The organism is Streptomyces sp. NPDC037242, from assembly GCF_055604165.1.
The window spans coordinates 83262-102657 of sequence record NZ_JBVJUY010000002.1; the positions used below are offsets into that span (position 1 = coordinate 83262).

The window sequence follows — 19396 nt, forward strand, 5'->3', positions numbered from 1 at the left end:
TGCGCGGCCCGGCTCGCGGTATGTGTCCGGGTGCGGCGGGGCCCCGGCTCCGCCGGCCCACGAACCCCGGCCCCGGTGAGGAGGCTCGGCATGGCACGGGCCAGAGCGAACGGCGTCGACCTCTTCTACGAACTCCACGGGCCCGGTGACGGCGAGGACGGCGGTGACGGCGCCGAGCCCCTGGTGCTGGTGCACGGTTCCTGGATCGACCACCGCACCTGGCGGGACCTCGTCCCGCACCTCGCCCGGTCGTTCCGGGTCCTCGTCTACGACCGGCGGGGCCACGGCCGCAGCGAGAGCCCGCCGGGTCGGGGCAGCCGCAGGCAGGACGAGGACGACCTCGCCGCGCTCATCGAGGCCCTGGACCTCGCCCCGGCCCACGTCGTCGGCAACTCCTTCGGCGCGGCGACCGCGCTGGGCCTCGCCGCCCGCCGCCCCGAGCTGCTGCGCAGCCTCGCGGCGCACGAGCCCCCGCTCGTCGGCGTCGTGCCGGGGCGTGACCTCCACGTGCAGGGCGCCAGGGACAGCCTCGCCGCCGTACGGGCCGCCCTGCGCGCGGGCGAGAGCGAGGCGGCCGCACGGTGCTTCGTGGAGGAAGTGGCCCTCGGGCCGGGCGTCTGGCCCCAGTTGCCGCGGGCCCTGCGGGAGCTGTTCGTCGCCAACGCCCCCACCTTCGCGGACGAACTGGCGGACCCGGACTGGTCCGACCTCGACCTCGCCGCCCTCGCCGGCTACCCCGGCCCCGCCCTACTGACCTCGGGCAGCCTCAGCCCGTCATGGTTCCCCCCGATCATTGCCGAACTCGCACCCGCCCTCGACCGCGCCCGGGTCCGCACCCTGGAGGGCGACGGCCACGACCCCCACGTCGCCCACCCGGCGCGCTACGCCGACACCCTCACCGCCTTCATCCACGACTCCGGCCGCACCACCGCGCCGTAGGAGCCCGGTCGGGTTCATCTCCTGGTCGCCCCCATGCCGATCAGGGCCTGGGTGACGAGGTCGGCCTGGTGGGTGGCGCCCCGCAGGTTGGGGTGCAGGACGGTGCAGGCCTCGCCCCCGGCGGGGATGGACCGGCACGTCTCGGAGGGCGGATCGCTCTGGCCGCCCGGGCCCGTGAGGGTGTCCTTGATGCCGTACATCCAGCGTTGGCCCGCCGGCGCGCACACCCCGTGCCCGGTGCTGGAGGTGTACGTGTCGACATACACCGCGCCGCCCTGCCGCGCCTGCTCGCGCAGGACGGTGTTCACCCGCCGCTCCAGGCTGTCGAGCAGCGGCATGTCCCCCTTGGTGACCGTGCCCAGCTGGTGCCAGGCGCCGAAGTCGCAGCCGGCGCGGTCGTCCACGAGGGCCGGGTATCCGACGACCGCGACCTTGGCGTGCGGGGCTCGCGAGCGGATGTCCTTCAGTGCCGTCGCGAAGTCGGCCTCCAGGGCGCTGAAGCGGGCGTCGAGGCGGGAGGCGGCCTCGCCGCGCGTGTAGTGGGTGGTGCAGGGGCTCCCCAGTCCGAAGGCGCCGAGGCCTTTTCGGACGCAGGTCTCGACGATGTCGGCGAAGCCGACGGAGTTGCCGCCGATCCCGAGCGTGACGAGGTCCGTTCCGGTGGAGAGGGACTCGACCTGCGCCCGCTTGGGGGACCAGCCGCCCGGCGGCGGTACGGAAGGCGGCCCCATCAACTCGGACTGGGGCGCCAGGACCCCGGCTCTGACCTCGGCGGCGGAACAGGTGACATCGGTGAGCCGCACCTTGAGCCGCCGGGCGCTCTGGCGCGGGTAGTTCTGCTCGGAGCGGCCGCACCCGTCCTCGGACCACGGGCGTACGAAGGAGCCGGCGCTGTAGGAGTCGCCGAGGGCGACGTAATCGAGATCGGCGGCCGCGGCCCGGGCGGGCGCGGGGGCGATGGCGGTGGTGGCGACGAGCGCGGCGGTGGCGAGGGCGAAGCGGAACATGGCTGGTCCTTCGGCTCAGGCGCCGGCGGCCTGCCCGACCAGCGCACATCACCAAAAGTAGCCGCGATTGTTACGGAGAGTAGTCGCTCCTGTCCCAAACCCCCGGATCGGGTGAACCCGGACCCCGGACCCCGGACCCGGACCCCGCTACGACTCCTGGTGCGCCTGCGTGATGAGGTCCGTGGCGACCTCCAGGGCCGCCTGCCGGGTCTCCTCCGGGTCGCCCTCCACGTGCTGGAGGAACATCATTCCCGCGTGCAGCGTGAACAGCGCGCTCACGCACCGCACCTGGTCGGCCAGTGGCCCGCCATCCGTGCGGAGCAGGTCCGTCAGGGCGAACAGCCGCTTCTTGACCGTCTCGCCGATGGTCAGCTCGCGCATCGTCGCCTGGTTCTCCTGCATGAAGCGGTACAGGGACGCGCCGCCCGCCATCGCCTCGCTGTAGCGCCGCAGGACCTCGCGCTTCATCTCCAGTGTGCGCGGCTGCTGTTCCGCCCATTCGATCAGCTCGTCGATCGGACGCGTGACGTCGTCGAAGATGCTGATGATGATGTCTTCCTTGGTCTTGAAGTGGTAGTAAAGCGCCGCCTTCGTGACCTCCAACCGCTCCGCGATCTCGCGCAGCGACGTCTTCTCGTACCCCTGCTCGGCGAAGAGCTCCAGCGCGACGTCCTGGATGCGCTGACGCGTGTTGCCACGGCGCTGCTGCGGACTGTTGCTGGACATCGGCTCTCCCAAAAAATACTTACTTGACGCCCGGCTAGTTACGGGTCTACCGTCCCCAGTGTAGTGAACTAGCCGGGCGACAAGTAAGTCCCGGCGCGGTGTGTGCAGGGGAGCGGAAGATGGTCGAGATGACGAAGGCGGCGGAGACCTCGGAGGAGGTGAAGCCGCGCAGCGTACGAGTGGTCCTGATGGCCCTCATGATCGCGATGCTGCTGGCCATGCTCGACAACATGATCATCGGCACCGCGATGCCCACGATCGTCGGCGAGCTCGGCGGTCTGGAGCACCTGTCATGGGTGGTCACCGCCTACACGCTGGCCACCGCGGCCTCGACCCCCATCTGGGGGAAGATCGGCGACATGTACGGGCGGAAGGGCTCCTTCCTCACCTCCATCGTCATCTTCCTGATCGGCTCCGCGCTCAGCGGCATGGCCCAGGACATGGGCCAGCTGATCGGCTTCCGCGCCATCCAGGGCCTCGGCGCCGGCGGTCTGATGGTCGGCGTGATGGCGATCATCGGCGACCTGATCCCGCCCCGTGAGCGCGGCAAGTACCAGGGCATGATGGCCGGCGTGATGGCCCTCGCCATGATCGGCGGACCGCTGGTCGGCGGCACCATCACCGACCACATGGGCTGGCGCTGGTCCTTCTACATCAACCTCCCGCTCGGGGCCGTGGCCCTCGCTATGGTGACGGCCGTTCTGCACCTGCCCAAGAAGAGGGCGCAGGGCAAGATCGACTACCTCGGCGCGGCCCTGCTGACCATCGCGATCACCTCCACCGTGCTCGTCACCACTTGGGGCGGCACCGAGTACGCCTGGGGTTCGGGCGAGATCATCGGCCTGATCGTCGTCGGCATCGTGTCCATCGCGGCGTTCCTCTACGCCGAGACCAAGGCCGCCGAGCCCGTCATGCCGCTGCACATCTTCCGCAGCCGCAACTTCACCCTCATGTCCGTGATCGGCTTCCTGGTCGGCTTCGCGATGTTCGGCGGCGTGCTCTACCTGCCGCTCTTCCAGCAGTCGGTGCAGGGCGCCTCCGCCACCAATTCCGGTCTGCTGCTCCTGCCGATGCTGCTCTCGATGATGGTCGTCTCGCTGATCGCGGGCCGCGTCACCACCAACAGCGGCAAGTACAAGATCTTCCCGATCGTCGGCGGCGCGCTCATGGTCGTCGGGCTCTTCCTGCTCGCGTCGATGGACACCGGCACCAGCCGCCTGATGTCCGGCGTGTACATGGCCATCCTCGGCGCCGGTCTCGGCTTCCTGATGCAGATCACCATGCTGGTCGCGCAGAACAGCGTCGAGATGAAGGACATGGGCGTCGCGTCCTCCTCGGCCACCCTCTTCCGCACGCTCGGCGGCTCCTTCGGCGTCGCCCTGATGGGCTCGCTCTTCACCACCCGGGTCACGGACACCATGTCCGAGCGCCTCGGCCCGGAGGCCGCCGGCGCCGCAGGTTCGGCCCAGTTGGACGCGGCGAGCCTGGCGAAGCTGCCGGAGGCCGTACGCGACGCCTACCAGCACGCCGTCGCCGCCGGTACGCACTCGGCGTTCCTGCTCGGCGCGGGCGTCGCCGTACTGGGCTTCCTGGCGGCCTGGTTCGTCAAGGAGGTCCCGCTGCGGGGCGCCGGACCGGCCCAGGCCGGCGGCGCACCGGGCGAGGAGCAGGCGGCCCAGGCCCCGCAGGCCTCGGTCGCGCACTGAGTCACCCCGACCCGCGAGGCCCGGCCCCGATGGACGACACGTCCGCCGGGGCCGGGCCTTTTCCGTTCCGGGGTGGGTGCGAGGTTCGTCCCGTTTCAAATGGGCCGGAATTCGGGACACTTAGGGACTAAGGTCCCATTACCTGGAATTTATGGGGGAATTGGCTGGAACCCCTCCGTGGCATGACGCGTCCTGACCTGCGAGGCGCTCACAAAGCGGATGGGGAGTGGACAGCTGATGACCCGTACGAACACGAACACGGACACCGACACCGACACGCACGCGGACAAGCCCGGCGCACTGCGCGCGTACACGCGGAGCGCCAAGGCCCGAATAGCCATCGCGGCAGCGGCCGCGGCCGTGGCGGCGACGGTGTGGGGAGTGGCGGCCGTCGTCGATCCGGGCCACCACCCCAGGCACGAGAACGCCGCCCGCCACACGGACGACCCCGCGAACGGCGGCGGCGGATCCCCCCGGGCCCCCGGGGCACGGCAGGTGCCCGAGGGGATCGCCCACGACTCGGAGGCCGGCCAGGGCGCCGTCAACATCACCATCGACGACGGGCCGGACCCCACCTGGACCCCGAAGGTCCTCGACCTGCTGAAGCAGTACGACGTGAAGGCGACCTTCTGCATGATCGGCCCGCAGGCCAAGGACCACCCCGACCTGGTCAAGAAGGTCGTCGCGGGCGGCCACCGGCTGTGCGACCACACCATGGACCACAACACGGGGATGGACAAGAAGCCCGTGGAGTACCAGCAGCAGCAGATCCTGGACGCGAAGAAGCTGATCGAGGAAGCCGCGGGCGGCGGCGCCAAGGTGGAGTACTACCGCGCCCCCGGCGGCGCGTTCACCCCCGACAGCCGCCGCATCGCCGCGGCGAACGGCATGCGCCCGCTCGGCTGGAACGTCGACAGCAAGGACTTCAGCAAGCCGGGCGCGGCGGCCATCGTCAACACGGTCAAGAGCGAGATCAAGAACGGTGCGACCGTCCTCTTCCACGACGGCGGCGGCAACCGCTCCCAGACCGTCGAAGCCCTGGAGCAGGTGCTGACCTGGCTCAAGGCCGAGGGGCGCGCGACCGGGTTCCCGGTCGTCACCGGCCCCTCGTCCTGACACGCCGTCCGGCGGCGAACGGGTGATGGTCGCCGCCCCGGCCCGGCCGGAGGTGTTCCCTGGTCGCGCACCCAGCACCGTACGCCCGACCAGGAGGCACCCGTGGCCATCAGCCCCGACCGACTGTCCGACGCCACCGTCGGCGCCCTCGTCGCCGCCGTCAACGCACACGACAGGGCGGCCTTCCTCGCGCTCCTGACCCCGGACGCGACCATGTCCGACGACGGCTCGGACCGTGATCTGCACGACTGGATCGACCGGGAGATCTTCGACTCCGGCGGCCACATGGACGTCCAGAAGGAGACCGACGGCGGGCGCGCCCTCGTCGTCGACTACCGCAACGACACCTGGGGCCAGATGCGCACCGCCTGGCGGTTCGACGTCACCGGCGACGGCCGCATCAGCCGCTTCGAGACCGGTCAGGCCTGAGCCGGGGCCCTCACAGCCCCCGCGCCACCGTCAGCACCGCCGCCGTCAGACCCGCGTTCTCCGGGGCCAGCCCGCCCGGGAAGCGGAAGCGGCGGCGCGTGTACCCGTACGCGATCCCCGTCGCCGGGTCGGCGAAGCCCTGCCCGCCCGCCGCGCCGGAGTGCCCGAAGGCCTGCGGACCCACGGCCGGCTGCTGCTCGAAGCCCAGCCCGAAGTGGTCCGGCTCGCCCGTCACCCGGTCCTCGCCCGCGAGCTGGAGCCGCGCGAACTCGGCCGCCGTCTGCGGCTTCAGCAGCGGACCGAGCCCGCCCAGCCCGCTGATCGCCGCCGCGTAGAGCCCCGCCACGCCCCGCGCCGAGCCGGTGCCGCCCGCCGAAGCCGGACCGAGCTCCCGGACCCGGGGGTGGTTCGCGTACGCCACCAGGTCCATCGGGGGCTCCCGGTGCAGGTTGAACCCCACCGGCAGCAGCACCGGCGGCGTGGCCGCGGCCGCCTGCGCGGCGAGCTGTCCGGGGGTCGGCCGCATCTCCAGCACCGGTGCCAGGCGGTCCGCCAAGGCCGTGTCCGCCGGCAGGCCCAGGTACAGGTCGAGCCCGTACGGGGCGCGGATCCGCTCCTCGTACACCTCCTGCAGTGAGCGCCCCGTCGCCCGCCGGACCACCTCGCCGGTCAGTGCGCCGATCACGTAGGCGTGGTAGCCGTACGCGGTTCCGGGCTCCCAGTACGGCTTCTGCCGTGCGAGGCGCGCCGCGATCACCGCGTCGTCCGCCATCTCGTCGTAGTCGAAACCCGCGTCGGTGTTGACCAGACCGGACTGGTGGGCGACCAGCTGGCGTACCGTCAGCCGCTCCTTGCCGTCCCCGGTGAACTCGGGCCAGTACGCCGACACCGGCCGTTCCAGGTCCAGTACGCCCTCCTGCACGAGCAGCGCCACGACCAGGTGGGCGGCGCCCTTGGTGAGGGAGAAGACCGGGCTGAGGGTGTCGGGCCCGGTGCTCTCGCCCGCGGACAGGTCGACCACGCGCCGGCCGTGGTGGTGCACCGCCAACTGGGCCTCGGGCGAGACCTCCTCGGCCGCGACGAAGGCCGCGAACTCCTCGCGTACGGGCTCCCAGCCCGGGGCCACCGTGCCGTTCACGCCCATGCCGTCCCCCTGACGATCGTGCTGCCGTGTCGTGATCACCAACGGGAGGGTCCGGGACGGATATTCCGCGGCCGCACGCGCGTCTCCCGTACGGGTGAAAGCGCGCCCGGCGTCGTTCCGGCCCGCCGGAGCGTCCCGTTGGACCGGCATGAACCGCACCCGCACCGCCGCAATCGCCCTCGCCGCCGCAGCGGCGGCCCTCGCCCCAGCCCTCGGCCAGAGCGCCGCCACCGCCGCGGACGGTACGACGTACCTCCAGGACCCGGGCGGCGGGGAGAAAGCGATGAAGTCGATGTGGACCAAGGACGAGATGCACAAGGTGGAGGCGCAGTTCCGCCTCCAGCCCTCGATCCAGTACAAGACGGTCCCCGGCCCGGGTCCCAAGGGCGCCGAGAGCTACGAGCGCCAGGTCCCCGACCCGAAGACGCTGGCCTGGCAGCCGGTGTTCGAGTTCGCCTGGTCGGTGTCGGACTCGACGGTGGTGAAGAAGGCGCTGACGACCAAGGACGGCAAGCACCCGATCGTCGTGCACGCGGTGCTCGTCCGCCGCGACGGGACGAAGGCCGCGGAAGTGCGCCAGGAGCTGGCCGACCGCCCGGCGACGGGCCGTACGAAGGTTCCGGGCGGCAAGCGGATCGCCTGTGACACCGGTGCGTACACGGTGAAGTGGGACGTCACGCGCACGGGCTACGGGACCCTCAGCGGCTCCCTGCCCTGGAACTCCAGCTGCGAGCAGTACCGCACGGCGTTCTCCCAGGACCTCGGCAAGCAGTCCTAGCGACGGGCGCGGGGCGCAGACCTAGGCGCGAGGCCGGTCAGGAGGGTGGGCCGGCCGCCCCGTGCACCTTGTGGGTGCTCGGCGGGCGACTGGGCCGCGGCCTTGGATCAAGTGCCGTAGCAGCCATGATGCCGCAAAGGATGCTGTGCGACAGGGGCCGAAAGTCCTCGGTTCGCAGGGCCGTTCAGTGCTTCTTGGCCGCTTCGTTCGCCTTGGAGGCGATCTCCTCCAGGACGGCCTTGGGGTCGCCGGACGGTTCCACGGCGCGCCCGATGTTGCGCTTGATGGTGTCGCTGACCGTCACCCAGGACGGGTCGTTCACCGGGTAGAGCTGGGCACCGCGCAGGGCGGTGAGGAACTGCTGGTCGTGGTGGTCGATCCCGCCGCCGCCGGCCGGCGAGCGGGAGGCCGAGACGGTGGACGGCAGCAGGTGGTAGCGGCCGGCGAACTCCGACAGGTTCTTGTCCTGGTAGACGAAGTCGAGGAACTTGCCGATCTCGGTGCGGTGGCCGTTCTGCTTGAACGCCATCATCCAGTCGGCCACGCCCACGGTCGGCGGGGTCTCCCCGGAACCGAGGTTGTCGGCGACCGGCATGGAGACGGTGCCCACGCCGATGCCCTTGGCCCGCGCCTCGTGGGCGAGCGACGGGTAACCGTTGAGCATGCCGACCTCGCCGCGCGTGAAGGCGGCGAAGGCGTCCGCGCGGTTGAGCTGGGCTGGCGGGACGGGGCCGACCAGGCCGGGGGCGACCAGGTTGTCCTTGATCCAGCGCAGGGTCTGGATGTTCTGGTCGGACGCCAGGTTGTAGTTGCCGCTGCTGTCGGCGTAGCCGCCGCCGTTGCTGAGCTCCCAGATCATCGCCTCGGCGTGCGCCTCCTCCGGGCCCAGGGGCATGGCGTACGGGTACTTCACGCCCTTGTCCTTGAGCGCCTTGGCCGCGGCCTTCAGGTCCGACCAGGTCTTGGGGGCGGAGAGGCCGGCCTTCGAGAAGAGGCCCTCGTTGTAGAAGAGGAGGCGGCTGCTCGCCACGAACGGCAGCCCGTAGAGGGTGTTGCCGACGGATCCGGCCTCGGCGAGCGGCTGGAGGAAGTTCGCCTCGGCGGTGACCGAGAGGAGTTCGTCCGCGGAATAGAGCTTGCCCTGCGCCGCGAAGTCCGAGTAGGAGCCCATCAGGGCCATGTCCGGCGCTTTGCCGGCCTTGACCATACGGGAGACCTCGCGGTCGATGTCGGCCCAGGCAATGAGCTCCACCTCGACCTTGACGCCCGGGTTCGCCGTGGTGAAATCGCCGGTCACCTTGTCCCAGAAGGCCTTGGAACTGGTGGCCGGGGTGTCGCCGTATTCGGCGGCGACGAGGCGGAGCGTGCCGCCACCTGCGCCGCCGCCCGTGGAACCGCATCCGGCCAGTGGTGCCAGCAGACCGAGCACGACCGCGGTGGCGGCCGTGCCGAAAATTCTTCGTCGCACGGGTGTATTCCCCTGATTTTCTTTTGAGTCCCGTTACTACTTATGAGTTGCTCCGGGCGGCGGTGTCCCTCCTTGGCCCGTTGGCCGGAATTCTCTCCTGAACGCGGGTGGTTGATTCCATTGGGTCGGCACTTGTGTTCAATGCTCCAAGTGCGGCTTTTCCGGATGGTGTTTTCCGATATGTGATCAACAATTCGGACGCGCGTAGACATACCGAAAAGCCCGTTTCCGGCCACGAAAGGGCCGGGAACGGGCTGAGGGGAGGAAGGGAGGGGGAGGGGGCGGAGGGGCCGTTGTCGGTCAGTCGGCGAAATCGCCGGCGTACGGGTCCGGCTCGCCCGTCTCGGGGTTGCGGCCCTCCTGCCAGCGGCGCTGGGCCTTGCGCCAGTGCACGAAGCTGAGGTGCCCGCCGTCCCAGAAGGTGATGCTGACGGGGCTCATGTCGAACTCGTCCGAGCAGAGCCGGTAGAGGAATTCGGCCATGCCGTACGGGTACACGGCGAAGGAGTCGGCGGTGTGCCGCCCGACGACCAGCACCGGCCAGCGGTCCGGGTCCGGGTCGGTGGTGAGCCAGCACAGGATGTCAGAGCCGCCGGTCACGCCCCAGGCGATGATCGACTCCGGGTCCACGTCGAAGGCGGCCCGACCGCCCTCCGATCCCCAGACCTGGCGGGCGTTGCCCGTCTCCTCCGCCATCCCGGCGGGGTCCCACTGGAGCCCGGGCTTGGGCAGCGGCAGCAGGATGCTGGCCTCGCCGTTGATGGAACCCGCGCCGAAGCGGCCCATGAAGGCGACGAAGTCGGCAGGGAAACGGGTGCCCCAGGCGGCCTCCGCCGCCCGCCAGTCGACGTCCTCGTCGGCGCCGTGCGTCGCCGGCATGATCTGCTCCAGCGCCTTGATCCGCGCGTTCTCCGTCATGCCGCTCCCCTGACACCCCAGCTCAACCGCCCCAACCTACCGCCCGCGCGCTCCGCCACCTAGGTCGTCTCGCGGTTCAAGCCGGGCCCCGCCCCGAGTGCGGCCCCCACCTCAAGCCGGGGCCACCTCAAGCCGGGGCCACCTCAAGCCGGAGCCACGTCGAGGCGGGTCCCGACCCGCAGGCCCCAGGCGGCCATCGCGCCCGCCTCGGCCTCCAGGACGTGCCGGGACCGCAGGCGCGGGCGCCCGAGGCGGCCCGGGTGCATGGTGGTCAGCGCGATGACGCCGAGGTTCCGGTCCAGGTACGCCACGTCGATGGCGAAGCGCATCCGGAACGTGTGCACGCTGCCCGCCGGGGTCAGCAGCAGCGCCCCGTCGATGCCGTCCCGCCCGAGCAGCCCGCGGGTCCGGGCCCGGTACGAGGCGGCGATCTCCAGCGGCACCGCCACCGGGCCGGCCCTGAGCACGGCCGTGCCGTCCTGCCAGTTCGCCATGCGGGCCACCCTAGGGCCGCCGGGCCCCCAGGCCCATCCCCTGGGATGCCTCCCTCCCGGGAGGGAGGCGGCGTCAAGGCGGCGCGCCCGTACGGGGTCCCTCTTGGGTGGTACGGGCGGGGGGTATGGCCGCCCGGTGTGTCCGCGGGCCGTCGCCACGGCCTCCGGCGCGGGCTCGCCCTTGTGGCGCCCGGCATCGGAGGGTCCGGGAGGGGCTCGCGCCCCCGCCCCTGGAGACCGCCCGGGCGCTCACCGAAGCGCTGCCGGATGACTTCGGAGCGTAATCATCACGCGCCAATGCACACATCACGCTTTACGAAGGGTTATGGTGGAACCCCCCCCTCGGGCCGGTCCGTATCCCCCCCACGGACCGGCCCGTTTTTTGTCTCCCCGCCCCCTGGGCCGACCCTCTCGCCAAAGGCGCAGGTCAGCCCCGCTGGGCCCAGATGTTGGCACCGGGGGTGGACACCGCGAAGGAGTCGATCTCCTTCAGCTCCTGCTCCGACAGCGCCCCGCCGGACAGCGCGGCCACGTTCTCCTCAAGCTGCTTCACGCTCGAAGCGCCGATCAGCGCCGAGGTCATCCGCTCGTCGCGCAGCACCCAGTTCAGCGCCAGCTGCGCCAGGCTCTGCCCGCGCCGGACCGCGATGTCGTTCAGCCCGTTCAGCCGGCGGAGCACCTCGTCGGAGAGCAGATCCGGGTTCAGGGACTTGCCCTGGGTGGCCCGCGAGCCCTCCGGGATCCCCTTCAGGTACTTGCCGGTCAGCAGCCCCTGCGCGAGCGGCACGAAGGAGATGCAGCCCATGCCGGCCTCCTCCAGGGTGTCCAGCAGGCCGTCCTCCTCCGTCCAGCGGTTGATCATGGAGTACGAGGGCTGGTGGATGAGGGGACGTACGCCCATCTCCTTGAGCAGCCGGGCCGCCTCGGCCGTCTGCTCCGCGGTGTACGAGGAGACGCCGACGTAGAGCGCCTTGCCCTGCTGGACCGCGGACGCGAGCGCGCCCATGGTCTCCTCCAGCGGGGTCTCCGGGTCGAAGCGGTGCGAGTAGAAGATGTCGACGTAGTCCACACCCATCCGCTTCAGCGAGGCGTCGAGCGAGCCGAGCAGGTACTTGCGGCTGCCCCATTCGCCGTACGGCCCGGGGTGCATCAGGTAGCCGGCCTTGGTGGACAGCACCAGCTCCTCGCGGTGGGTCGCGAAGTCCTGCGCGAAGATCTTGCCGAAGTTCAGCTCGGCCGAGCCGGGGGGCGGGCCGTAGTTGTTGGCCAGGTCGAAGTGGGTCACGCCGAGGTCGAAGGCCCGGCGCAGGATCGCCCGCTGGGACTCCAGGGACTTGTCGTCACCGAAGTTGTGCCAGAGGCCGAGGGAAATGGCGGGGAGCTTGAGGCCGCTGCGGCCCGTGCGGCGGTACTCCATGGAGTCGTAGCGCGAGGGCTCTGCCCGATAGGGATTGGTATCAGTCACGATGTCCTCCCTATCACGGACTTGTGACATCCCGAGTTGGGTACCGGATCCCGCCGAGCAGTAATGTGGCGGACTCGGGGGAGGGACCGCAATTCGCACGGGGGCATTGCTCGGAGGGGCTGGAAGATCGTGAAGCTGCGCGACCTGGTGTACAGGCTCTACGCACGCCGGGTGGAAGGCCGCCTCGACCATGACGCGGCGCCCAAGCACATCGGCGTCATCCTGGACGGGAACAGGCGCTGGGCCAAGGCGTCCGGAGGTACGACGGAGCAGGGCCATCAGGCCGGGGCCGACAAGATCTCCGAGATGCTGGGCTGGTGCACCGAGACGGACGTCGAGGTCGTCACCCTGTGGATGCTCTCCACGGACAACCTGGACCGGCCGGAGGTCGAGCTCCGCCCGCTCCTCAACATCATCGAGAACACCGTCCGGGGCCTCGCCGCGGACGGCCGCTGGCGCGTGCACCACGTCGGCAACCTCGACATCCTGCCCGCCGGGACGCAGAGCGTGCTGAAGGAGGCCGAGGAGGCCACCCACGGCATCGACGGGATACTCGTCAACGTCGCCGTCGGATACGGCGGCCGCCAGGAGATCGCCGACGCGGTCCGCTCGCTGCTGCTGGAGCACGCCTCGAAGGGCACCTCCTTCGAGGAGCTCGCCGAGATCCTGGACATCGACCACATCGCGGAGCACCTCTACACGCGCGGCCAGCCCGACCCGGACCTCGTGATCCGCACCAGCGGCGAGCAGCGCCTGTCCGGATTCATGCTCTGGCAGAGCGCGCATTCCGAGTACTACTTCTGCGAGGTCTTCTGGCCGGCCTTCCGCAAGGTCGACTTCCTGCGGGCCCTGCGCGACTACGCGGCCCGCCACCGGCGCTACGGGACCTGATTCCCCGGCCGTCGCCAAACCCCTGCTCTGACGCCCTTTCGGCAATTGCCCCGGCACCACCCGCGGCGCGCCCCGGTCCTTCCGCGGCGCGCCGCTGCCGTGTCCGCGGGTGCCCCCGGAGACCTTCCGGCATCCCGGCACCCGCTCCTCGCAAGGCCTTCACCAGGGATTCACCGAGCGTCCGTCATATGCCATGGCATGGCTGGACCCATTCGGGGAATATCCCTTGCAGGTCGATGCCCGATCCACGGGTGTCGAGTCTCAGCGGACGGCATGGGGCCGTCCGCCCGGGAGGCCCTTTGCACCAGGACGAACGTGCGGTTCGCACGGACGGAGTGGAGGGCCGGAAATCGGCCCTGGCATGGGTGCCGATGACCGGTCCGGTCTTCATGGCCCGACCTCTTCCGAGGGGGTACGTCCTTCCGTGGTGACCAGCACAAAGCGCCGCCTGCCCGACAGGCGGACCTACGTCCTCGACACCAGCGTCCTGCTGGCAGACCCCAACGCGATCTCCCGCTTCGACGAGCACGAGGTCGTGCTCCCGATCGTGGTGATCACCGAGCTGGAGGCAAAGAGGCACCATCCCGAACTCGGCTACTTCGCACGGCAGGCCCTGCGCCTGCTCGACGACTTCCGGGTCCGGTACGGACGCCTCGACGCCCCCATCCCGCTGGGCGATCTGGGCGGCACCCTGCGCGTCGAGCTCAACCACTCCGACCCGAGCGTCCTGCCCGCCGGCTTCCGACTGGGGGACAACGACTCGCGGATCCTCGCGGTCGCCCGCAATCTGCAGGCCGAGGGCTACGACGTCACGGTGGTCTCGAAGGATCTCCCACTGCGCATCAAGGCCTCCTCCGTGGGGCTGATCGCCGAGGAGTACCGCGCCGAGCTCGCGATCACCGATGCCGGGTGGACCGGCATGAGCGAGCTCGCCCTCTCCGGCGAGCAGGTCGACCTCCTCTACTCCGAGGACCGGCTCTACGTACCGGAGGCCGCGGAACTGCCCGTGCACACCGGACTGGTCCTGCAGTCCGAGCGCGGCAAGGCGCTGGGCCGGGTCACCGCCGACGGGAACGTGCGGCTCGTGAAGGGCGACCGGGAGGCCTTCGGGCTGCACGGCCGCAGCGCCGAGCAGCGCATCGCGCTGGACCTGCTGCTCGACCCGGAGATCGGCATCATCTCGATGGGCGGCCGGGCCGGTACCGGCAAGTCGGCGCTGGCGCTCTGCGCGGGCCTGGAAGCGGTGCTGGAGCGGAGGCAGCATCAGAAGGTCATGGTCTTCCGGCCGCTGTACGCGGTGGGCGGCCAGGACCTCGGGTACCTCCCCGGGGACGCCTCCGAGAAGATGAGCCCGTGGGCCCAGGCGGTCTTCGACACCCTCTCGGCGGTCGCCGGGCGCGAGGTCATCGAGGAGGTGCTGAACCGCGGGATGCTGGAGGTCCTGCCGCTCACGCACATCCGCGGGCGCTCGCTGCACGACGCCTTCGTGATCGTGGACGAGGCGCAGTCGCTGGAGCGCAATGTCCTGCTGACCGTTCTGTCCCGGATCGGGGCCAATTCGAGGGTTGTCCTGACTCACGACGTGGCCCAGCGGGACAACCTGCGGGTCGGCCGGTACGACGGGGTCGTCGCCGTGGTCGAGAAGCTGAAGGGGCATCCGCTCTTCGCGCACGTGACCCTGACCCGCTCCGAGCGGTCCCCGATCGCCGCGCTGGTCACCGAGATGCTGGAGACCCTGTAGGGCCGTACGGCATGCAGAAGCAGCCCAAAACACCCATAACGGGAAGGTGAGTTGACGCCGCCCGGCAAAGGCCCAGGAGCCTAGCCGGGCGGCGTCGCGCTGCACAGGGATTTCGCGGAATCAACGGCGACCGTGCAGGTGTGACCTTTCCCACGCAACGGAGAATTGCCCTGTGGCGTGGCGGTCCGGCAGAGTCTGTTTTCCGTCAGGCCCCGCATACGGCACACCTGTATCTCCCTTGAGATGCGCGCAGCACCACAACTCCACAGTCGTTCGCCGTATGCCGCCCGAGCATCACGCGGCGCTCCCGCAAGGGAGTTGCCCACGGGCCCGCGCCTCCAGTGACCGTAGAACCGTGGAGGCCAGTGTCGAGGGGCACTCTTGCGCCGCGCGGTCACTGCGGACGCTGCTGGAAGGACACCGTGTGAGCCGGATCTCGGTCCGGGGATTCGCAGTTGCTTCGGCCACTGCGGTCACCACCGTTGGCGCAGTCGTGGGCGTTGCCACTGGCGACCCCGCCTCGAACGATCTTGAGACGACCGCGTCCGGGACGACTCTCCTCACTGACATCCCGGTCGGCGACTCCGCTCAGGTCCAGAACGCGTCCCTGACGCAGCAGGCCGACGCCATCGCCCACGCCGCCGACGCCGACGCCAAGCGCTCGGCCGAGGAGGCTGCCCGTATCCAGGCCGCCCAGGACGCCAAGTCGAAGAAGGCCGAGGCCCAGAAGGCGGCCGACGAGAAGGCGAAGAAGGAGCGCGAGGCGAAGGAGCAGGTCGCCAGCCGCTCCGCCGCCCGCGACGGCTCCGACTTCGAGGTCCAGGCCTCCTACACGGTCGCGCAGGTCAAGGCGATCGCCCAGCAGATGGTGCCGGCGGGGCAGTTCCAGTGCTTCTCCAACATCATCAACCAGGAATCCACCTGGAACTACCTGGCCGTGAACAAGTCCTCGGGCGCCTACGGTCTCGTCCAGGCCCTGCCCGGTTCGAAGATGGCCTCGGCCGGTGCCGACTGGCGCACCAACCCCGCCACCCAGATCGAGTGGGGTCTGAACTACATGAACGGGCGCTACGGCAGCCCGTGCGGAGCCTGGAACTTCCACCAGGCCAACGGCTGGTACTGACCGGCTCCGCCGCACAACCTCGAAGAGCCCCGCACCGTCCTACGGTGCGGGGCTCCTCGCGTGTACGGTCTTTCGAGGGGTGTCCAACGGGCGGGGGGAAGGGATCGACATGGCGAAGAGGTCAGGCTGGCTCGGCCGGCTCGGGAGCAGGCTGAGCCGGATGGAGGCCCGCCTCGACGAGCGGCGGGCGGAGGTCGAGGCCGAGACCTCCGGCGACCTGCCCGCGCCCGCTCCCGCACCCGCGCCGGCGGCGCCCGCACCGGCCGCCGCCGTGACGGCGCCGGCACCGACGCAGGTCCTCGCGCCCGCCGAACACCCCGTCATCCCCGAGCGCCCCGCCCCGGCGAGCGTGCTCCCGTGGGGGCTGCGGGTCGCGGCCGAGGCCAGCTGGCGGCTGCTGCTGCTCGCCGGGATGCTCTGGGTGCTGATGAAGATGATCAGCGAAGTCCGCCTGGTCGTCCTCGCCTTCGCCGCCGCCCTGCTCGTCACGGCCCTGCTCCAGCCTTTCGTGGTCCGGCTGCGCAGGCTCGGCCTGCCGCGCGGGCTCGCCACCGCGGTCACCGCGGTCCTCGGGTTCGTGGTCATCGGGCTGGTCGGCTGGTTCGTGGTCTGGCAGGTCATGGAGAACCTCGACGACCTGTCCGACCGCGTCCGCGACGGCATCAACGAACTCAAACTCTGGGCACTGGACAGTCCGTTCCACGTGACCGAGAAGCAGATCAACGACATCGCGAAGAACCTCAGCGAGACCATCGGCACCAACACCGAGCAGATCACCTCCGCCGGCCTCCAAGGCGTGACGGTCCTCGTCGAGGTGCTGACCGGCATCCTGCTCGCGATGTTCTCCACGCTCTTCCTGCTCTACGACGGCAAGCGCATCTGGAACTGGGTCCTCGGCCTGGTCCCGGGCGCGGCCCGCCCCGGAGTCGCCGGCGCCGGACCCCGCGCCTGGCGGACCCTGACCGCGTACGTGCGCGGCACGGTCCTCGTCGCGCTCATCGACGCCATCTTCATCGGACTCGGCCTGTACTTCCTGGACGTGACGATGGCCGTGCCGCTGGCCGTGTTCATCTTCCTGTTCGCCTTCATCCCGCTCGTCGGCGCGGTGGTCTCCGGCGCCCTCGCGGTGGTCGTGGCGCTGGTGACCCAGGGGCCGTTCACCGCGCTGATGGTGCTGCTCGTGGTCCTGGCCGTGCAGCAGATCGAGGGGCACGTGCTGCAGCCCTTCATCCTGGGCCGGGCCGTACGGGTCCACCCGCTCGCGGTGGTGCTCTCGGTGGCGGCCGGCGGGATGATCGCCGGCATCGGCGGAGCGGTGGTGGCCGTGCCGCTGGTCGCCGTCACCAACACGGTCGTGGTCTACCTGAGGGCGTACTCGCGCGACCGGCAGCGGCACGGCGCCTCGCCGGTCGGGCCCGCGCCGCACGGGGCGACCGCCGTGGGTTCGGCCGCCCGGGAGGCCGCGCATGATCAGCGAGCCTGAGCTGGAGGGGGAGTGGCCCCCGCTCTCGCCGGACCCGGACCCGGACTCCCCGGCCGGGCCGGCGCAGGAGCCGCCCCAGGCTGGCGGCTCCGTACGCGGCCCGGCCCGGCCGTGGTTATGGGCCCTGGGCGGTGCGGTGCTGGCGTCCGCGGTGTGGGCGGCCGCGTGGATGCTGGAGGATCGTTTCGCTGACGCCGGGCCGCCCATCGCGTACCGGCACTCCCAGGACCTGTGCGCGGACGCGAAGATGGAGGCGCTCGGCAAGCTGGTCGGGGGGTTCGACGGCGGCGGCATTCCGCACCACGCCGAGACCCCGGCCGTGGACTGGTCGTACTGCTCGTACGCCATGCGGTGGGGCGGGGACCGGCTCAACTACCAGGTGCAGGCCGCCGTCGAGGCGCACCGCGAGACCGACCCCGAGCCGGAGTTCGGCACGGGACCCGGGTTCGACCCGGACCTGCGCATGAGGATCGCCGCGGCGGAACTGGTTCCCGGACTCGGCGAGCGGGCGCTGATCGCCGAGTACGCGGGCGCCTGCCGGATCGACGTGCTGGACGGCGGCGTGGTCCTCTCGGTCGTCGTCCAGTGGTTCGGGCAGGAGGGGCAGCCCGAGCCCGACGGGGACGCGCTCAAGGCGGCGCTCATCGAGGACGCGCGCGAGCTGATGGCCGCGCTCAGGAAGTGAGCGAAGCGAAGGACCCCGCGGCCGGGAACGGCAGCGGGGTCCTTCGTCGTGCGGGGGTGCTACTCGGCGGCGAGGGCGGCCTCGGCGTCGAGGGTGACGGCGACGGCCTGGATCACCGAGGCGATCTTGAAGGCCTCCTGGACCGTCTCGCGGCCGACACCGGCCTTGCGCAGGACCTGCTCGTGCGAGTCCAGGCACTGGCCGCAGCCGTTGATGGCGGAGACGGCGAGCGACCACAGCTCGAAGTCGACCTTCTCCACGCCCGGGTTGCCGATGACGTTCATCCGCAGGCCCGCCCGCAGGGTGCCGTACTCCGGGTCGGAGAGCAGGTGCCGCGTGCGGTAGAAGACGTTGTTCATCGCCATGATCGCCGCGGCGGACTTGGCGGCGGTGTACGCCTCGGGAGAGAGGTTCGCCTTCGCCTCCGGCTCCAGCTCACGCAGGACGCGCGGGGAGCGGGCGGCGATCGCGCAGGACAGGACCGTGCCCCACAGCTGCTGCTGCGGGAGGTCGCTGTTGCCGATGACCGAGCCGAGGTTCAGCTTCAGGTCCTTGGCGAAGTCCGGTATGGCGGACTTCAGGGCGTCGAGGGACATCCGTCACTCACCGGCCAGCAGCGCGCCGGCGTCCAGGGTGCCCTCGCCCTTGTTCCAGTTGCAGGGGCACAGCTCGTCGGTCTGCAGGGCGTCGAGGACCCGCAGGACCTCCTTGGGGTTACGGCCCACGGAACCGGCGGTCACCATCGTGAACTGGATCTCGTTGTTCTGGTCGACGATGAAGACGGCGCGCTGGGCGAAGCCGTCCTCGCCGCGGACGCCGCACGCCTGCATGAGCTCGTGCTTGGAGTCGGCCAGCATCGGGAAGGGCAGGTCACGCAGGTCGGCGTGGTCCTTGCGCCAGGCGTGGTGGACGAACTCGGAGTCGCCGGAGACGCCGAGGATCTGCGCGTCGCGGTCCTGGAACTCCTCGTTCAGCTTGCCGAAGGCGGCGATCTCGGTCGGGCAGACGAAGGTGAAGTCCTTCGGCCAGAAGAACACCACGCGCCACTTGCCCTCATAGGTCTTGTGGTCGATCTGGGCGAACTCGCTGCCGGCCTCGAGCGAGACGCAGGCGGTCAGATCGTAGGTGGGGAACTTGTCACCGACAGTGAGCACGTGCTCTCCTTGCGGAATGGAAACTGACCCTTTTGGGGGTTTCCGAGGGGGTTGGACGTATCTCACATGCTGGCACAGCTGCATTGATTACAGAAATAGCTACTGTTGTGCCGGGTGATCGGAGGTACC

Annotated in this window: 19 protein-coding genes; 10 read left to right on the forward strand and 9 right to left on the reverse strand. The window is 70.5% G+C overall.

The window, feature by feature from the left end; translation table 11 throughout:
- Nucleotides 1-90: 90 nt before the first annotated feature.
- On the forward strand, nucleotides 91-939 hold the full coding sequence (locus tag ACZ7GJ_RS03205; protein ID WP_470748904.1) for an alpha/beta fold hydrolase: 849 nt from the start codon (nucleotides 91-93) through the stop codon (nucleotides 937-939).
- A gap of 14 nt (nucleotides 940-953) precedes the next feature.
- Here ACZ7GJ_RS03205 and ACZ7GJ_RS03210 read toward each other — a convergent pair whose 3' ends face one another.
- Nucleotides 954-1946 (reverse strand): SGNH/GDSL hydrolase family protein, encoded by a 993-nt coding sequence (locus ACZ7GJ_RS03210; protein WP_470748906.1) that lies wholly within the window; start codon nucleotides 1944-1946, stop codon nucleotides 954-956.
- A gap of 147 nt (nucleotides 1947-2093) precedes the next feature.
- Complete coding sequence (locus ACZ7GJ_RS03215; protein WP_470748908.1) at nucleotides 2094-2672, reverse strand: TetR/AcrR family transcriptional regulator; 579 nt, start codon at nucleotides 2670-2672, stop codon at nucleotides 2094-2096.
- Between the two features lie 119 nt (nucleotides 2673-2791).
- Here ACZ7GJ_RS03215 and ACZ7GJ_RS03220 point away from each other — a divergent pair, with 119 nt between their 5' ends.
- The 3 genes from ACZ7GJ_RS03220 (at nucleotide 2792) to ACZ7GJ_RS03230 (ending at nucleotide 5923) form a co-directional block, all read left to right on the forward strand.
- Nucleotides 2792-4378, forward strand: a complete 1587-nt coding sequence (locus tag ACZ7GJ_RS03220; protein WP_470748910.1) for an MDR family MFS transporter — start codon at nucleotides 2792-2794, stop codon at nucleotides 4376-4378.
- A gap of 237 nt (nucleotides 4379-4615) precedes the next feature.
- The gene (locus tag ACZ7GJ_RS03225; protein WP_470748912.1) at nucleotides 4616-5494 is read left to right on the forward strand and encodes a polysaccharide deacetylase family protein; all 879 of its coding nucleotides are present in this window, start codon (nucleotides 4616-4618) and stop codon (nucleotides 5492-5494) included.
- 102 nt (nucleotides 5495-5596) lie between these two features.
- Nucleotides 5597-5923 carry a nuclear transport factor 2-like protein gene (locus ACZ7GJ_RS03230; protein WP_470748914.1) on the forward strand — a complete coding sequence of 109 codons (327 nt, stop codon included), beginning with the start codon at nucleotides 5597-5599 and terminating at the stop codon, nucleotides 5921-5923.
- A gap of 10 nt (nucleotides 5924-5933) precedes the next feature.
- On the opposite strand, the gene ACZ7GJ_RS03235 is transcribed toward ACZ7GJ_RS03230, so the two are convergent.
- Nucleotides 5934-7067, reverse strand: coding sequence for a serine hydrolase domain-containing protein (locus tag ACZ7GJ_RS03235; RefSeq protein ID WP_470749624.1), 1134 nt, complete (start codon nucleotides 7065-7067; stop codon nucleotides 5934-5936).
- Nucleotides 7068-7215: 148 nt separating this feature from the next.
- Between ACZ7GJ_RS03235 and ACZ7GJ_RS03240 the strand changes: the two genes are divergently transcribed.
- A complete protein-coding gene (locus ACZ7GJ_RS03240; RefSeq protein WP_470748916.1) occupies nucleotides 7216-7845 on the forward strand; it encodes a hypothetical protein in 630 nt (209 codons plus the stop codon).
- A 184-nt stretch (nucleotides 7846-8029) separates the two neighbouring features.
- On the opposite strand, the gene ACZ7GJ_RS03245 is transcribed toward ACZ7GJ_RS03240, so the two are convergent.
- The 4 genes from ACZ7GJ_RS03245 to mgrA all read right to left on the reverse strand — a co-directional run bounded on the left by ACZ7GJ_RS03245 (nucleotide 8030) and on the right by mgrA (nucleotide 12220).
- Complete coding sequence (locus ACZ7GJ_RS03245) at nucleotides 8030-9313, reverse strand: extracellular solute-binding protein (protein ID WP_470748918.1); 1284 nt, start codon at nucleotides 9311-9313, stop codon at nucleotides 8030-8032.
- A gap of 300 nt (nucleotides 9314-9613) precedes the next feature.
- Nucleotides 9614-10231: an SMI1/KNR4 family protein gene (locus ACZ7GJ_RS03250; RefSeq protein WP_470748920.1), complete on the reverse strand. Its 618-nt coding sequence runs from the start codon at nucleotides 10229-10231 to the stop codon at nucleotides 9614-9616.
- A 143-nt stretch (nucleotides 10232-10374) separates the two neighbouring features.
- Nucleotides 10375-10725: a DUF192 domain-containing protein gene (locus ACZ7GJ_RS03255; protein ID WP_470748921.1), complete on the reverse strand. Its 351-nt coding sequence runs from the start codon at nucleotides 10723-10725 to the stop codon at nucleotides 10375-10377.
- A gap of 427 nt (nucleotides 10726-11152) precedes the next feature.
- Nucleotides 11153-12220: an L-glyceraldehyde 3-phosphate reductase gene (mgrA, locus tag ACZ7GJ_RS03260; protein WP_470748923.1), complete on the reverse strand. Its 1068-nt coding sequence runs from the start codon at nucleotides 12218-12220 to the stop codon at nucleotides 11153-11155.
- Nucleotides 12221-12319: 99 nt separating this feature from the next.
- On the opposite strand from mgrA, the gene ACZ7GJ_RS03265 reads away from it, so the two are divergent.
- The 5 genes from ACZ7GJ_RS03265 (at nucleotide 12320) to ACZ7GJ_RS03285 (ending at nucleotide 18113) form a co-directional block, all read left to right on the forward strand.
- The gene (locus tag ACZ7GJ_RS03265) at nucleotides 12320-13081 is read left to right on the forward strand and encodes an isoprenyl transferase (protein ID WP_365927038.1); all 762 of its coding nucleotides are present in this window, start codon (nucleotides 12320-12322) and stop codon (nucleotides 13079-13081) included.
- A 424-nt stretch (nucleotides 13082-13505) separates the two neighbouring features.
- Nucleotides 13506-14822 (forward strand): PhoH family protein, encoded by a 1317-nt coding sequence (locus ACZ7GJ_RS03270; RefSeq protein WP_365927040.1) that lies wholly within the window; start codon nucleotides 13506-13508, stop codon nucleotides 14820-14822.
- A gap of 424 nt (nucleotides 14823-15246) precedes the next feature.
- Complete coding sequence (locus ACZ7GJ_RS03275; protein ID WP_470748926.1) at nucleotides 15247-15945, forward strand: aggregation-promoting factor C-terminal-like domain-containing protein; 699 nt, start codon at nucleotides 15247-15249, stop codon at nucleotides 15943-15945.
- Between the two features lie 109 nt (nucleotides 15946-16054).
- The gene (locus ACZ7GJ_RS03280) at nucleotides 16055-17428 is read left to right on the forward strand and encodes an AI-2E family transporter (RefSeq protein WP_470748928.1); all 1374 of its coding nucleotides are present in this window, start codon (nucleotides 16055-16057) and stop codon (nucleotides 17426-17428) included.
- The gene (locus ACZ7GJ_RS03285; protein ID WP_470748930.1) at nucleotides 17412-18113 is read left to right on the forward strand and encodes a hypothetical protein; all 702 of its coding nucleotides are present in this window, start codon (nucleotides 17412-17414) and stop codon (nucleotides 18111-18113) included. Before ACZ7GJ_RS03280 ends, ACZ7GJ_RS03285 begins: the two co-directional genes overlap by 17 nt.
- A gap of 59 nt (nucleotides 18114-18172) precedes the next feature.
- Here ACZ7GJ_RS03285 and ACZ7GJ_RS03290 read toward each other — a convergent pair whose 3' ends face one another.
- A complete protein-coding gene (locus ACZ7GJ_RS03290; RefSeq protein ID WP_470748932.1) occupies nucleotides 18173-18709 on the reverse strand; it encodes an alkyl hydroperoxide reductase in 537 nt (178 codons plus the stop codon).
- 3 nt (nucleotides 18710-18712) lie between these two features.
- Nucleotides 18713-19267, reverse strand: a complete 555-nt coding sequence (locus ACZ7GJ_RS03295) for a peroxiredoxin (RefSeq protein WP_365927048.1) — start codon at nucleotides 19265-19267, stop codon at nucleotides 18713-18715.
- Between the last annotated feature and the right edge of the window lie 129 nt (nucleotides 19268-19396).